Raw genomic sequence first — 13,936 nt, forward strand, 5'->3', positions numbered from 1 at the left:
TCACAACTTTCCTTTAACATTTACGTCACGTGACAGAAAAATGATAGAGTGCCGGTATGGTGAATACGTCGTCTGGGACCTATGAAATTATCTTTTCAATATAAGCTGTTTATTTCGCTGGTCGCTTTTTTCTCAGTCCTCTTTATCGCACTGGGTATTTATTATTACTTTGATGCCAGCCGCCAGCTTTATCAGGAAATGAGCGCCCGGGCCAAAATTCAGGCCGAAGAGATAGCCCTGATGCCAAATTTACGTCAGCAGGTCAGCCGGCATGACCCACAGGCGATTCAGGCGTTTATGCAGCAAATCGCCGCCCATAGCGACGCCAGCTTTATCGTCATCGGCGACCGCCAGGGGGTGCATCTGTTTCATTCGGTCCATCCGGAGTGGGTCGGCACGCGGCTGGTTGGCGGCGACAACCAGGCGGTACTGGAGGGAAAATCCATTACCACCATTCGCAAAGGCGGACTTGGGGTCTCGCTGCGCAGCAAAACGCCGATCGTCGATGACGAGGGGCGGGTGATCGGCATTGTCTCCGTCGGCTACCTCACCAGCTATCTCGACAGCATTACCCTGACCAAAGTGATCAATATTTTTATCGCCGCCGTTCTGCTGCTCATCGCCCTGTTTATCTTCTCCTGGTACTTTACCCGCAGCATCAAAAAGCAGATTTTTTCGCTCGAGCCGCGGGAGATAGGCCTGCTGGTGCGACAGCAAAAAGCGATGATGGAGTCGATCTTTGAGGGGGTGATCGTCATCGATCGCCAGCGGCGCATTGAGGTGATAAACCATGCCGCCCGCAGCCTGCTGGGACTCAGCCAGCCCGCCAGTCAGCTGCGCGGTCAGTCGATTGACAGCGTGATTTCCCCGCAGCCCTTTTTCGCCAGCGGCGACATGCTTGAGCGCGACACCCACGATGAGCTGTGCCGCTTCAACCAGTTGACCGTGCTCGCCAGTCGGGTGCGCATTATGCTGGAGAATACCCTGCAGGGCTGGGTGATCACATTCCGTGACCGCAATGAAATCAATGCCCTCACCGCCCAGCTGAGCCAGGTGAAGCGCTATGTCGACAATCTGCGCATCATGCGCCACGAGCAGCTCAACCGGATGACTACCCTCTCCGGCCTGCTGCATATGGGCCATTATGACGAAGCGATCCGCTATATTCAGGCCCAGTCGGAACATGCTCAGGAGCTATTGGACTTTATCTCCTCGCACTTCCACTCGCCGACGCTGTGCGGTCTGCTGCTCGGCAAAGCCACCCGCGCCCGCGAAAAAGGCGTGGCGCTGAGCTTCGACCCGGCCTGCCGCATCGACCGTCCCCTGCCGTCGCTGATGGAATCCGAGCTGATCTCCATCATCGGCAACCTGCTGGATAACGCCATCGAAGCCACGCAGCGCGCCGAGCTTCCGCATGAGCCGGTGGAAGTCCTGATCCAGCTCAACGCCCGGGAGCTGATTATCGAAGTGGCCGACCGCGGCGTCGGCATCCGCCCCGATATCCGCGAGCGCATTTTTGAACGCGGCGTCACCACCAAAACCCGTGGCGATCACGGCATTGGTCTGTATCTTATTGAACATTATGTCACTCAGGCGGGCGGCACCATCGAAGTCGCCGATAATGCGCCGCGGGGAACGATCTTCACCCTGTTTATCCCGGCCGACGCACCTGCCCGTCCGCACCCGGAGGCCCACGATGCATCATGACCTGGTCGATGTGCTAATCATTGAAGATGAGAGCGAGCTGGCGCGCCTGCACGCCGAGCTTGTGCAGAAACACCCGCGTCTGCGGCTGGCGGGCATGGCGGCCTCCCTCGCCCAGGCCCGCCAGTTGCTCCACGCCACCCCGCCGCAGCTGGTACTGCTGGATAACTATTTGCCGGACGGCAAAGGGGTGACGCTGATGACCGATCCGGCGCTGGCGACCAGCCAATGCTCGGTGATCTTTATCACCGCCGCCAGCGATATGGAAACCTGCAGCCAGGCTATCCGCAACGGCGCCTTCGACTATATTCTTAAGCCGGTATCATGGAAGCGGCTGAGTCAGTCGCTGGAGCGTTTTATCCAGTTCTACGATCAGCAGCGGGAGTGGAAAATTGTCGATCAGCAGAACGTCGATTCCCTCTATCAACTGCAGGCGAAGAACTATCGCGTAGATAGTGGCAGCAAGGGGATTGAAGAGAAGACCCTGGCGCTGGTGCAGGGTCTGTTTAGCGGCCGGGAAGCACACTGCTTTTCCGTTGATGAGGTGGTCAGCGCCGCCGGACTCAGCAAAACCACCGCCCGCCGCTATCTTGAACACGGCGTTGAGACCGGGTTTCTGGAGGTGGAGATGCTGTATGGAAAAATCGGCCATCCGCGGCGGCTGTATCGCCGCGCACAGGCCAAACGCTAACCCCCCTCGCCGGGCGAGGGGCTGAAAAACTCAGAAGCCGCGCTGTTCTTTGATCAGCTCCCAGGCCTTCTGGATCTCCTGGGCTTTCTGTTTGGCCATCTCCATCATCTCCGGCGGCAGCCCTTTCGCCACCAGCTTGTCCGGATGGTGCTCGTTCATCAGCTTACGATAGGCGCGCTTCACCGTCGCCGCGTCGTCAGTCGGTTTCACCCCCAGCACGTTGCAGGCGTCCTCCAGCGTTGGCCCGCGCTGCGCCTGCTGCCAGCCGGCGTTGCCGCCGTGCCGACCATAAGATTGCTGCTGCGAACCGCCGCCAAACTGGGCGCCGCCCTGCATCATTCGCAGGAATTGATCGAACTGGGCGCGAGAGATGCCAAGCTCATCGGCGATGACGAACAGCACTTCACGTTCGTTAGGGTGCAGTTCGCCGTCAGCGAACGCCGCCTGCAGCTGAATTTCCAGAAACATCCGAATCAGATCGAAGCGGCCAAAGCAGACGCTGCGCAGCTGGCGCATCTTCTCGCGCAGCGGATAATTGTCGGCTTTGCCGTCGCGAAACGCCTGCTGCGCCGCGGTACGCGAAGCGCCGTGCAGATTCATGCGATCCATCAGCACATTGGCGACGTGAATATCCGCCTCGGTAACGCGACCCTTGGATTTGGTCAGATGCCCCATCACTTCAAAGGTGGTGGAAAAGAAGAGCGACTGACGCTCCTGCTGATTGGCGAAGAGATTCAACCGGCGGCTGCGCGCCCGGTCAAACATATGGCCGACCAGGAAGCCGAGCACCACGCCCCAGAACCCACCGCCCATCAGCAAAGCTACTGCCACGCCAATCACTTTACCCAAATACTGCATAGACTCCCCAACTGTTTGTCGCCGTTAAGCACGAATATGACCGCACGTTACCCGGCACTCGCGCCTCGGTCAATTGTGGGACATAGCCTATAATTTGCTTTATCATACTCGTCATTCAACAGGGTGCCTAACGCTCGGGCTCGAAACGGGCAGGATTAACACTAGCGTGATAAAGTTGAGTAAGTTAGGCTCTGACCGTTTGCAAGCCGCTGCCACAAGATGATGGAACAATAAATACAACGTATGAAAAAACGTATTCCCAGCCTCCTGGCTACGATGATTGCCAGCGCCTTGTATAGCCAACAAGGCCTCGCTGCCGATCTCGCAACGCAATGTATGCTTGGCGTGCCAAGCTTTGATCGTCCGCTCGTGGAAGGGCGGCCTGGCGATCTGCCGGTGACGATTAACGCCGATCATGCGAAGGGCAATTACCCGGACAACGCCGTCTTTACCGGCAACGTCGATATCAACCAGGGGAATAGCCGCCTCCGCGCCGACGAAGTTCAGCTGCATCAGCAGCAGGCCGCGGGCCAGGCGCAGCCGGTGCGCACAGTGGACGCGCTGGGCAACGTGCATTACGACGATAACCAGGTGATCCTCAAAGGACCAAAAGCCTGGTCGAATCTGAATACCAAAGATACCAACGTCTGGCAGGGCGATTATCAGATGGTCGGACGCCAGGGACGCGGTACTGCTGACCTGATGAAACAGCGCGGTGAAAACCGCTATACCATTCTGGAAAACGGCAGCTTTACCTCCTGTCTGCCGGGCTCCGACACCTGGAGCGTCGTGGGCAGCGAAGTTATCCACGATCGCGAAGAGCAAGTCGCCGAGATCTGGAACGCCCGCTTCAAGCTTGGCTCCGTGCCGATTTTCTACAGCCCCTACCTGCAGCTGCCGGTGGGCGATAAGCGTCGTTCAGGCTTCCTGATCCCGAACGCGAAATACAGCACCAAAAACGGCGTGGAATTCTCCCTGCCGTACTACTGGAACATCGCGCCAAACTTCGATGCCACCATCACCCCGCACTATATGAACAAGCGCGGCGGCGTGATGTGGGAAAACGAATTCCGCTACCTGACCCAGCTCGGCAGCGGCTTAACGGAGTTCGACTACCTGCCGTCGGATAAAGTCTACGAAGATGACCACTCCAGCGACAGCAACAGCCGCCGCTGGCTGTTCTACTGGAACCACTCCGGGGTTATCGATCAGGTGTGGCGTCTGAACGCTGACTACACCAAGGTCAGCGATCCTGACTACTTCAACGATTTCAGCTCGAAGTATGGTTCCAGTACCGACGGCTATGCGACGCAGAAATTCAGCGCCGGGTATGTCAATCAGAACTTTGACGCCACGGTCTCAACCAAGCAGTTCCAGGTCTTCGATCGGGAGTCGAGCAACTCCTACTCGGCTGAGCCGCAGCTCGACATTAACTACTACCAGAACGATGTCGGTCCGTTCGATACCCATCTGTACGGCCAGGTCGCCCATTTTGTTAACTCGAATAACAACATGCCGGAAGCGACCCGCGTTCACTTCGAACCGACGATCAACCTGCCGCTGTCGAACGGCTGGGGCAGTCTGAATACCGAAGCCAAGCTGCTGGCGACCCACTACCAGCAGAGCAACCTCGATAAGTACAACGCCGCCAACGGCACGGACTACAAAGAGTCCGTTAGCCGCGTGATGCCGCAGTTTAAAGTCGACGGCAAAATGGTCTTCGAGCGCGACCTGCAGGAGGGATTCACCCAAACGCTGGAACCACGCATGCAGTATCTGTATGTGCCGTACCGCGATCAGAGTGAAATCGGCAGCTACGACTCCACGCTGTTGCAGTCGGACTACACCGGCCTGTTCCGCGACCGTACCTATAGCGGTCTCGACCGCATCGCGTCGGCCAATCAGGTCACTACCGGTATCACCTCGCGCGTGTATGACGCCGCCGCGGTGGAACGTTTTAACATTTCCGTTGGTCAAATCTACTATTTCACCGAGTCACGCACCGGTGATGACAACATCAACTGGGAGAACAACGACACCACGGGTTCACTGGTATGGGCCGGCGACACCTACTGGCGCATTGCCGATAACTGGGGTCTGCGCGGCGGGATCCAGTACGATACGCGTCTGGATAACGTCGCAACCGGTAACGGCACCATTGAATACCGTCGCGATGAAAACCGCTTAGTCCAGCTTAACTATCGTTACGCCAGCCCGGAATATATTCAGGCCACACTGCCGTCATATTCCACCGCGGCGCAATATAAAGAGGGTATCTCGCAGGTGGGGATGACCGCCAGCTGGCCGATCGTCGATCGCTGGTCCGTGGTCGGTGCCTACTACTACGATACCAATACCCGAAAAGCAGCAAACCAGATGTTGGGTGTCCAGTATAACTCCTGCTGCTACGCCATCCGTCTTGGCTACGAACGTAAAGTCAACGGCTGGGATAGCAACAACAACGGCGGCGAGAGCAAATACGACAACACCTTCGGAATCAATATCGAATTGCGCGGTCTGAGCTCTAACTACGGCCTCGGCACCCAGCAGATGCTGCGTTCGAACATTTTACCGTACCAGAGCTCCCTGTGATGCGGCTGGTTTACAACATCATCCGCATTTGCGGTTAATCGAAATGGAAAAAGTATGAAGAACTGGAAAACGCTGCTTCTCGGTATCGCCATGATCGCGAATACCAGTTTCGCTGCCCCCCAGGTGGTCGATAAAGTAGCGGCCGTCGTCAATAATGGCGTCGTGCTGGAAAGCGACGTCGATGGTTTGATGCAATCGGTTAAGCTCAATGCTGGTCAGGCTGGCCAACAGCTGCCGGATGACGCGACCCTGCGCCATCAGATCCTCGAAAGACTGATCATGGACCAGATCGTGTTACAGATGGGGCAGAAGATGGGCGTGAAGGTCTCTGACGACCAGCTCGATCAGGCCATCGCCAACATCGCTAAACAAAACAACATGACCATGGATCAGATGCGCAGCCGTCTGGCCTATGAAGGCATCAACTACAACACCTACCGTAACCAGATCCGTAAAGAGATGCTGATTTCGGAAGTGCGTAACAATGAAGTGCGTCGTCGCATCACCGTGCTGCCGCAGGAAGTGGAAGCGCTGGCCAAACAGATCGGCGACCAGAACGACGCCAGCACCGAGCTCAACCTGAGCCACATCCTGATCCCGCTGCCGGAGAACCCGACCTCCGATCAAGTCGCCGCGGCCCAGGAGCAAGCGAATGCTATCGTTGAGCAAGCGCGCAACGGCGCCAACTTCGGTAAACTGGCGATCACCTACTCCGCCGACCAGCAGGCGCTGAAGGGCGGCCAGATGGGCTGGGGTCGTATCCAGGAGCTGCCGGGCATTTTCGCCCAGGCGTTAAGCACCGCGAAGAAAGGGGATATCGTCGGTCCGATCCGTTCCGGCGTCGGCTTCCACATTCTGAAAGTGAACGATCTGCGCGGCGGGACCCAGAACATCTCCGTCACTGAAGTGCATGCCCGTCATATTCTGCTGAAGCCATCGCCAATCATGAACGATGCGCAGGCTCAGGCGAAGCTGGAGCAAATTGCCGCCGACATTAAGAGCGGGAAAACCACCTTCGCTAAAGCGGCGAAAGCGTATTCTGAAGATCCGGGCTCGGCGAACCAGGGCGGTGATTTAGGCTGGGCCACGCCGGATATCTTCGACCCTGCGTTCCGCGATGCGCTGATGCGTCTGAACAAAGGGCAGACCAGCGGACCGGTGCACTCCTCCTTCGGCTGGCACCTGATCGAACTGCTGGATAGCCGTCAGGTCGACAGAACCGACGCCGCGCAGAAAGATCGTGCTTACCGTATGCTGATGAACCGCAAATTCTCTGAAGAAGCGGCAACCTGGATGCAGGAACAGCGCGCCAGTGCGTATGTTAAAATTCTGAGCAACTAATATCGATGCCTGAAACCCATAAAGTTGTTATCACTCCCGGCGAACCAGCCGGGATTGGCCCTGACCTGGTCGTGCAGCTTGCCCAGCGCGACTGGCCAGTTGAGCTGGTGATCTGCGCCGACGGCGCCCTGTTAACTGACCGAGCCCAAAGGCTCGGTCTTCCTTTATCTCTCCTGCCATACGATCCTGCGCAACCGCCCGTTCCGCAGCGTGCCGGTACGTTGACGCTGCTTAACGTCCCGCTGAGCGTCCCGGCGGAGCCCGGCGTGCTGAACGTACAGAACGGCGCCTACGTGGTCGAGACGCTGGCGCGCGCCTGCGACGGCTGCCTGAGCGGCGAATTCGCGGCGTTAGTGACCGGCCCGGTGCACAAAGGCAACATCAACGACGCCGGCATCGCCTTCACCGGTCATACCGAGTTCTTCGAAGAGCGCGCGCAGGCCAGCAAAGTGGTGATGATGCTGGCGACCGAGGAGCTGCGGGTGGCGCTGGTGACGACCCATCTGCCGTTGAAAGCCATCAGCGAGGCGATAACGCCCGACCTGCTGCGCGAGATCATCACGATTCTCGATCACGACCTGCGCACGAAATTTGGTATTGCCCAGCCGCACGTGCTGGTTTGCGGGCTTAACCCGCATGCTGGCGAAGGCGGTCATATGGGAACGGAAGAGATAGACACCATCATTCCGGTGCTGGAAGAGATGCGCGGGAAGGGGATGAACCTCAGCGGTCCGCTGCCAGCTGACACCCTTTTCCAGCCCAAATACCTTGACCATGCCGATGCGGTACTCGCGATGTACCACGATCAGGGCCTGCCCGTGCTAAAATACCAGGGCTTTGGCCGCGGCGTGAACATTACGCTCGGTTTACCTTTTATTCGTACCTCCGTCGACCACGGCACCGCACTGGAATTAGCGGGCCAGGGAACAGCGGACGTCGGCAGTTTTATCACGGCGCTTAATCTCGCCATCAAAATGATTGTTAATACCCAATGAATAATCGAGTCCATCAGGGCCATTTAGCCCGTAAACGCTTCGGGCAGAACTTCCTCAACGATCAGTTTGTGATCGACAGCATCGTCTCGGCGATTAATCCGCAGAAAGGCCAGGCGATGGTTGAAATCGGCCCCGGTCTCGCCGCGCTGACCGAGCCGGTCGGCGAACGCCTTGACCAGTTGACCGTCATTGAGCTGGACCGCGATCTGGCGGCACGCCTGCAGACGCATCCGTTCCTCGGGCCGAAGCTGACCATCTATCAGCAGGATGCGATGACCATGAACTTCGGCGAACTGGCGGAGAAAATGGGTCAGCCGCTGCGCGTCTTCGGCAACCTGCCGTACAATATTTCGACCCCGCTGATGTTCCATCTGTTCAGCTATACTGATGCCATTGCCGATATGCACTTTATGCTGCAGAAGGAAGTGGTGAATCGTCTGGTTGCCGGACCGAACAGTAAGGCGTATGGTCGGTTAAGCGTGATGGCGCAATATTATTGCCAGGTGATCCCGGTACTCGAAGTGCCGCCGAGCGCGTTCACCCCGCCGCCTAAGGTCGATTCCGCGGTGGTCCGTCTGGTGCCGCACAGCACGATGCCGTATCCGGTCAAAGAGATCCGGGTACTGAGCCGCATCACCACCGAAGCGTTCAACCAGCGCCGCAAGACCATCCGCAACAGTCTCGGCAACCTGTTTAGTGTGGAAGTGCTGACCGAGCTGGGCATTGACCCGGCCATGCGTGCAGAAAATATTTCCGTGGCGCAGTACTGCCAGATGGCCAACTGGCTGTCTGACAATCTGCCATCGAAGGAGAGCTAACCATGATCAATTCGCCTCGTGTTTGCGTCCAGGTGCAAAGCGTCTATATCGAATCGCAATCTTCTCCGGAAGAAGAGCGCTACGTCTTCGCTTATACCGTCACCATTCGCAATCTGGGGCGGAGTCAGGTTCAGCTGCTTGGCCGCTACTGGCTCATCACTAACGGCCACGGTCGTGAGACTGAAGTTCAGGGTGAAGGGGTGGTCGGCGAGCAACCGCATATTCCCGCCGGCGGTGAATATCAATATACCAGCGGCGCGGTCATTGAAACGCCGCTGGGAACCATGCAGGGTCATTATGAGATGATCGATATCGACGGCGCGCCGTTCCGTATCGAGATCCCTGTTTTCCGTCTCGCAGTTCCAACGCTCATTCATTAAAACAATGTCAACATACCTTATTGGCGACGTTCACGGTTGCTACGATGAACTGATCGCATTATTAGCGCAGGTTGAATTCGACCCGCGGAGCGATACGCTGTGGCTGACCGGCGATCTGGTAGCCCGTGGCCCGGGGTCGCTGGAGGTTCTGCGCTATGTCAAATCTCTGGGCGACAGCGTGCGACTGGTGCTGGGCAATCACGATTTACACTTGCTGGCGGTCTTCGCCGGCATCAGCCGCAACAAGCCGAAGGATCGTCTGAAATCACTGCTGGAAGCGCCGGATGCCGATGAGCTGCTTAACTGGCTGCGTCGTCAGCCGCTGCTCCAGGTGGACGAAGAGAAAAAGCTGGTGATGGCCCATGCCGGCATCACGCCGCAGTGGGATCTGGAGACCGCCCAGCAGTGCGCGCGCGATGTTGAAGCGGTGCTCTCCAGCGACTCCTACCCTTTCTTCCTTGATGCCATGTACGGCGACATGCCGAATCACTGGAGCAACGAGCTGAGCGGCCTGGCGCGCCTGCGCTTTATCTCTAACGCTTTTACCCGCATGCGCTACTGCTTCCCGAACGGCCAGCTGGATATGTACTCGAAAGAAGCGCCCGAGGACGCCCCGGCGCCGCTGAAGCCGTGGTTTGCCATTCCTGGTCCGGTCAGCAGTGCCTACAGCATTGCCTTTGGCCACTGGGCGTCGCTGGAGGGACGCGGTACGCCGGAGGGCATTTACGCGCTGGATACCGGCTGCTGCTGGGGCGGTGAACTCACCTGCCTGCGCTGGGAGGATAAGCAGTACTTTACCCAGCCGTCGAACCGGCAGAAAAGCCTCGACGAAGGCGAAGCCGTCGCGTCCTGAGTCTTCCCGGATGGCGGCGCGTTGCGCCTTATCCGGGCTACATTTCCTTGCGATTTGTCGCCCTAGCAGCGCTCCCGAAAGACGAAGCCCGCGACGGGTAACATGGCGCAAAAAAGTAGTGGCAGCGTCATCGGCGCTGAATTCACGCCAAAGAAAACCCCGGTCACGCCAGACGCGACCGGGGTTTTTCATTGCTATCCTTCCCGCTTAACGGCGTTCGAGGATCTCAAAGCAGTAGCTGTGGGAGTTCTGCGCGTCGGCGTCATGAAACTCGCTGAACACCGATTCCCACTGGTCCGGATCGTAATCCGGGAAATGGGTATCGCCTTCCACTTCCGCATCGATATGGGTCAGATAGAGCTTCTGCGCCTTTGGCAGGAACTGCTCATACACCCGACCGCCGCCAATCACCATGATCTCTTCCACATCGCCGCAGGCGGCAATCGCTTCGTCAACGGAGGAGACCCACTGCACGCGATCGTCGCTGCCTGGCTTGCTGCTGATCACGATATTTTTACGCCCCGGCAACGGGCGCCCAATGGATTCCCAGGTCAGACGCCCCATCACTACCGGCTTATTTAATGTGTTGCGTTTGAACCAGGCGAGATCGGCAGGCAGGTTCCATGGCATGGCGTTTTCCATACCAATGACGCGATCTACCGCTAACGCCGCAATCAGACTGATCATTCATTCATTCCTGAGTACAAAAAATTGTCGCCACTATACGGAAAGCGTACAACTTCGTCGACTGGCCGGAGGGTAAAGAATAAGAAAATTTTCTGATTTGCTGGCAAGCCCACGTTCACACCGTGGGCCGCCAGAACAGGATCCAAACGAAAACAGAATGTTACTGATTAGCGTCAGGCGGAGGGCTTATTTCCCGGCTCATCGGCGATATCGCCGGTATGCCTGCCCTCTTCCGTCCCCTGCCAACCGTGCCGCTGCACCAGCGACAGATGATGACGATCTTCGTTGATGATGCCGGTCAGCATATCGCTGGTCCGCTTGAAGACCGCCACCCGCGACGCCGCGTCGTTTTCCGCCATCGCCACCATCTCTTCGACCATCTGCAGGTTGAAACGACGGAACAGATCGGCCCGCTCGCGCGCTTCATACGCGCCGAGCCCCAGCGCCTCCAGGGTCATTCGGCCGGATTTCAGTGCCGCCTCGAAGGTTTCACGCTCCGGGGCATCAACGCCAGCCTGACGCAGCTGGATATAGTGATCGACATCGCGGGCGCGGGAGATAATCTGCAGATGCGGAAAATGCTCTTTTACCCTCGCCACCAGCTCCAGGCTGACGTGCGGATCGTCAATGGCATTGATCAGTACCTCCGCCTTTTCGGCGCCGGCCGACTCCAGCAGATCGACCCGGGTGGCGTCGCCGTAGAACACCTTCATATCAAATTTGCGCAGAGTATCGACATGGTCCGGGTCATGATCGAGGATCACCATCTTCACCCCGCTGGAGAGCAGTAGTCGCCCGGCGATCTGCCCGAAGCGGCCAAAGCCGGCGACAATCACCCGCGGCTGCTCTTCATCAATCTCGTCCGCATCCCGCGCCTGGCCGCTGGACGATTTCTCCAGACGGGTCAACAGCACCAGCAGAATGGGGGTTGCCGCCATCGACAGCGCCACCGCCAGGGTCAGCGCCTTTGCCCATTCGCCGTCCAGCACCTCCGCCATCCGCGCGGCGCCAAAGACCACAAACGCGAACTCACTCCCCTGCCCCAGCAGCACCGCAAACCAGCGGCGCTGAGCGCGAGGCACGCCAAGCGGCCTGGCGATAAGCCACAGCATCAGCATTTTTATCGCCAGGAAACCCACCAGCAAAATCACGATACGCAGCGGATGGGTGACCAGGGTGCCGAAATCAATCGACATCCCGACGCCGATAAAAAACAGCCCCAGCAGCAGGCCTTTAAACGGCTCAATATCGCTTTCCAGCGCATGGCGATACTCGGAGCTGGCCAGCAGCACCCCGGCGAGAAACGCCCCCATCGCCATCGACAGCCCCACCTCCTCCAGCAACAGCCCAAAGCCGAAGACCAGGAACAGGGCCACGGCGCTGAATACTTCGCGCAGACCGGAACGGGCGACAAAACGCAGCAACGGACGGGTCAGATAGCGCCCCAGCACCACCACCAGCGCCAGCGCCGCGGCCACCTTCAGCGCGGAAAGGGCAAAAGCCATCAGCGAAGTGGCGCCGCCGCTGGCCGCCAGCAGCGGGATCATGGCCACCAGCGGGATCGCCGCGATATCCTGGAACAGCAGCACCGCGAAGGCGCTGCGCCCCATCTGCGATACCGTCAGATTGCGCTCATTCATCGCCTGCATGGCGATCGCGGTTGAGGAGAGCGCCAGGGTCATACCGATCAGCTCGGCCACCTGCCAACGCAACCCCAGCAGCATGCAGAAGAGGCCGATCAATACCCCACAGGCCACCATCTGCAGCGCACCGCCGCCAAACACCGAAGCGCGCAGCTTCCACAGACGCTGCGGATCCAGTTCCAGACCAATGACGAACAGCATCAGCACCACGCCAATCTCGGCAAAGTGCAGAATCGCCTCGGCATCGGTCACCAGCCGCAGCCCCCACGGCCCAATAATACAGCCGGCGATGAGATAGCCCAGCACCGACCCAAGCCCAAGGCGGACGGCGATGGGCACAATCAGCGCCGCGGCGCCCAGGTAAATCAGCGCCTGTATCAGCGTATGGCTATCCATTCTGATGTGCCTCCTGCCAGTCGATTAAGCGTTGACGATAATGGCGGGCCTGCGCCTGCAGCGTTTCGTCATCGCAGATAAAGGTGCAGTGCATGGCGAACGGCGGCAGCCATTTCATCCCGCAGTAGAGCGCCGTGGCCTGCAGCGGCTGCGCCAGCACCGGGAAACCGGGAAACGAACCGATATCAAAGTGGCTTTCACCGCCGCCGGTGGTCACCGCCCACATCAGCGATTTACCGCGCAGCGCAATACCGTTATGGCCATAGGCCCAGCCGTGCGACAGCACTTTGTCCATCCACAGCTTCAGCAGCGGCGGCACGCTATACCACTGCATCGGGTGCTGCCAGATAACCAGATCGGCACGGGCGAGCGCCGCCTGCTCGGCGGCGACATCGATATTAAAGTCGGGATAGAGTTGATAGAGGGAGCGTATCTCTACGCCTTCAAGCGTCCCTGCTTGTTCAAGCATTCGCTTATTCGCATGCGAATGCTGCGGATAAGGATGCGCATAAATTATCAGAATCATTGATTGGCCTGCGTTAGCTCTTGTCGTAATCAGCAAGAGTGTAGACAGTTAAATGAACCGCTTACAATGATAACTGTGATTTATGTCGCGGTGGTGGACACAACGCGCGCCTGAATGGCAAACGTCAGGCCTTAATTATCCAGCTCATCCATAGATTTCACCTGATCGCGGTTAATCTGCTCCACGCGTCCGGTTTCGGCATTTTTGTAAGAGACCAAACCGGTATCATCATCCACCTGCGGTTTACCGCTGGTGACAATGGTCTTGCCGTCGGTGGTTTTGATCGACTGATTCGATGAGCAGCCGGCCACGAACATGATTGCCGTCGCTGCCAGTGCGGATGCCACCAGAATATTGTTCCGCATTGTATCCTCCTGTCTTTTCATCAATAGGTATCGTTATGGTGCTAACTATAGTTAGCCTGACCCGACAGGGGGTTAAAAGCAGAACTC

At 58.0% G+C, this 13,936-nt stretch carries 13 protein-coding genes; 8 read left to right on the top strand and 5 right to left on the bottom strand.

What is annotated here, in order from left to right:
• Positions 1 to 81 precede the first annotated feature (81 nt).
• Together ACQUTI_RS16355 and ACQUTI_RS16360 are read left to right on the top strand one after the other, a co-directional pair.
• Positions 82 to 1,707 carry an ATP-binding protein gene (locus tag ACQUTI_RS16355; protein WP_017901206.1) on the top strand — a complete coding sequence of 542 codons (1,626 nt, stop codon included), beginning with the start codon at positions 82 to 84 and terminating at the stop codon, positions 1,705 to 1,707.
• Positions 1,697 to 2,395 carry a response regulator gene (locus ACQUTI_RS16360; RefSeq protein ID WP_004204282.1) on the top strand — a complete coding sequence of 233 codons (699 nt, stop codon included), beginning with the start codon at positions 1,697 to 1,699 and terminating at the stop codon, positions 2,393 to 2,395. The genes ACQUTI_RS16355 and ACQUTI_RS16360 overlap by 11 nt, the downstream gene beginning before the upstream one ends.
• 30 nt (positions 2,396 to 2,425) lie before the next feature.
• Here the strand turns inward: ACQUTI_RS16360 and djlA are convergent, their stop codons facing one another.
• A complete protein-coding gene (gene djlA, locus ACQUTI_RS16365) occupies positions 2,426 to 3,253 on the bottom strand; it encodes a co-chaperone DjlA (protein ID WP_049093231.1) in 828 nt (275 codons plus the stop codon).
• Between the two features lie 243 nt (positions 3,254 to 3,496).
• Here djlA and lptD point away from each other — a divergent pair, with 243 nt between their 5' ends.
• From lptD to apaH, 6 genes are read left to right on the top strand one after another with little or no spacing between them, the layout of a single operon-like run.
• Positions 3,497 to 5,845, top strand: coding sequence for an LPS assembly protein LptD (lptD, locus tag ACQUTI_RS16370; RefSeq protein WP_032455544.1), 2,349 nt, complete (start codon positions 3,497 to 3,499; stop codon positions 5,843 to 5,845).
• A 54-nt stretch (positions 5,846 to 5,899) separates the two neighbouring features.
• A complete protein-coding gene (gene surA, locus ACQUTI_RS16375; RefSeq protein ID WP_004204278.1) occupies positions 5,900 to 7,186 on the top strand; it encodes a peptidylprolyl isomerase SurA in 1,287 nt (428 codons plus the stop codon).
• Positions 7,187 to 7,191: 5 nt separating this feature from the next.
• Positions 7,192 to 8,181, top strand: a complete 990-nt coding sequence (pdxA, locus tag ACQUTI_RS16380) for a 4-hydroxythreonine-4-phosphate dehydrogenase PdxA (RefSeq protein WP_048294146.1) — start codon at positions 7,192 to 7,194, stop codon at positions 8,179 to 8,181.
• Positions 8,178 to 8,999 carry a 16S rRNA (adenine(1518)-N(6)/adenine(1519)-N(6))-dimethyltransferase RsmA gene (rsmA, locus tag ACQUTI_RS16385; protein WP_004204275.1) on the top strand — a complete coding sequence of 274 codons (822 nt, stop codon included), beginning with the start codon at positions 8,178 to 8,180 and terminating at the stop codon, positions 8,997 to 8,999. The genes pdxA and rsmA overlap by 4 nt, the downstream gene beginning before the upstream one ends.
• Positions 9,000 to 9,001: 2 nt before the next feature.
• Positions 9,002 to 9,379 (top strand): Co2+/Mg2+ efflux protein ApaG, encoded by a 378-nt coding sequence (apaG, locus tag ACQUTI_RS16390; RefSeq protein ID WP_004204274.1) that lies wholly within the window; start codon positions 9,002 to 9,004, stop codon positions 9,377 to 9,379.
• A 4-nt stretch (positions 9,380 to 9,383) separates the two neighbouring features.
• Positions 9,384 to 10,232, top strand: coding sequence for a bis(5'-nucleosyl)-tetraphosphatase (symmetrical) ApaH (gene apaH / locus ACQUTI_RS16395; RefSeq protein WP_004204272.1), 849 nt, complete (start codon positions 9,384 to 9,386; stop codon positions 10,230 to 10,232).
• A gap of 207 nt (positions 10,233 to 10,439) precedes the next feature.
• Here apaH and folA read toward each other — a convergent pair whose 3' ends face one another.
• The 4 genes from folA to ACQUTI_RS16415 form a co-directional block, all read right to left on the bottom strand.
• A complete protein-coding gene (gene folA / locus ACQUTI_RS16400) occupies positions 10,440 to 10,919 on the bottom strand; it encodes a type 3 dihydrofolate reductase (protein WP_004204271.1) in 480 nt (159 codons plus the stop codon).
• 173 nt (positions 10,920 to 11,092) lie between these two features.
• Positions 11,093 to 12,958 carry a glutathione-regulated potassium-efflux system protein KefC gene (kefC, locus tag ACQUTI_RS16405; RefSeq protein ID WP_032455542.1) on the bottom strand — a complete coding sequence of 622 codons (1,866 nt, stop codon included), beginning with the start codon at positions 12,956 to 12,958 and terminating at the stop codon, positions 11,093 to 11,095.
• Positions 12,951 to 13,484: a glutathione-regulated potassium-efflux system oxidoreductase KefF gene (gene kefF / locus ACQUTI_RS16410; RefSeq protein ID WP_004204269.1), complete on the bottom strand. Its 534-nt coding sequence runs from the start codon at positions 13,482 to 13,484 to the stop codon at positions 12,951 to 12,953. Before kefF ends, kefC begins: the two co-directional genes overlap by 8 nt.
• Before the next feature lie 131 nt (positions 13,485 to 13,615).
• The gene (locus ACQUTI_RS16415; protein ID WP_002888059.1) at positions 13,616 to 13,849 is read right to left on the bottom strand and encodes a YgdI/YgdR family lipoprotein; all 234 of its coding nucleotides are present in this window, start codon (positions 13,847 to 13,849) and stop codon (positions 13,616 to 13,618) included.
• Positions 13,850 to 13,936: the final 87 nt, after the last annotated feature.

Origin of the sequence: Klebsiella sp. 7-CIP_Kleb., from assembly GCF_050378655.1 — a bacterium.
GTDB classification, from domain to species: domain Bacteria; phylum Pseudomonadota; class Gammaproteobacteria; order Enterobacterales; family Enterobacteriaceae; genus Klebsiella; species Klebsiella quasipneumoniae.

Coding starts and splice junctions, on each gene's coding strand:
- apaH (WP_004204272.1), top strand. CDS start 9,384: ATGTCAACATACCTTATTGGCGACGTTCACGGTTGCTACGATGAACTG.
- lptD (WP_032455544.1), top strand. CDS start 3,497: ATGAAAAAACGTATTCCCAGCCTCCTGGCTACGATGATTGCCAGCGCC.
- folA (WP_004204271.1), bottom strand. CDS start 10,919: ATGATCAGTCTGATTGCGGCGTTAGCGGTAGATCGCGTCATTGGTATG.
- ACQUTI_RS16415 (WP_002888059.1), bottom strand. CDS start 13,849: ATGCGGAACAATATTCTGGTGGCATCCGCACTGGCAGCGACGGCAATC.
- pdxA (WP_048294146.1), top strand. CDS start 7,192: ATGCCTGAAACCCATAAAGTTGTTATCACTCCCGGCGAACCAGCCGGG.
- kefF (WP_004204269.1), bottom strand. CDS start 13,484: ATGATTCTGATAATTTATGCGCATCCTTATCCGCAGCATTCGCATGCG.
- kefC (WP_032455542.1), bottom strand. CDS start 12,958: ATGGATAGCCATACGCTGATACAGGCGCTGATTTACCTGGGCGCCGCG.
- apaG (WP_004204274.1), top strand. CDS start 9,002: ATGATCAATTCGCCTCGTGTTTGCGTCCAGGTGCAAAGCGTCTATATC.
- djlA (WP_049093231.1), bottom strand. CDS start 3,253: ATGCAGTATTTGGGTAAAGTGATTGGCGTGGCAGTAGCTTTGCTGATG.
- ACQUTI_RS16355 (WP_017901206.1), top strand. CDS start 82: ATGAAATTATCTTTTCAATATAAGCTGTTTATTTCGCTGGTCGCTTTT.
- rsmA (WP_004204275.1), top strand. CDS start 8,178: ATGAATAATCGAGTCCATCAGGGCCATTTAGCCCGTAAACGCTTCGGG.
- surA (WP_004204278.1), top strand. CDS start 5,900: ATGAAGAACTGGAAAACGCTGCTTCTCGGTATCGCCATGATCGCGAAT.
- ACQUTI_RS16360 (WP_004204282.1), top strand. CDS start 1,697: ATGCATCATGACCTGGTCGATGTGCTAATCATTGAAGATGAGAGCGAG.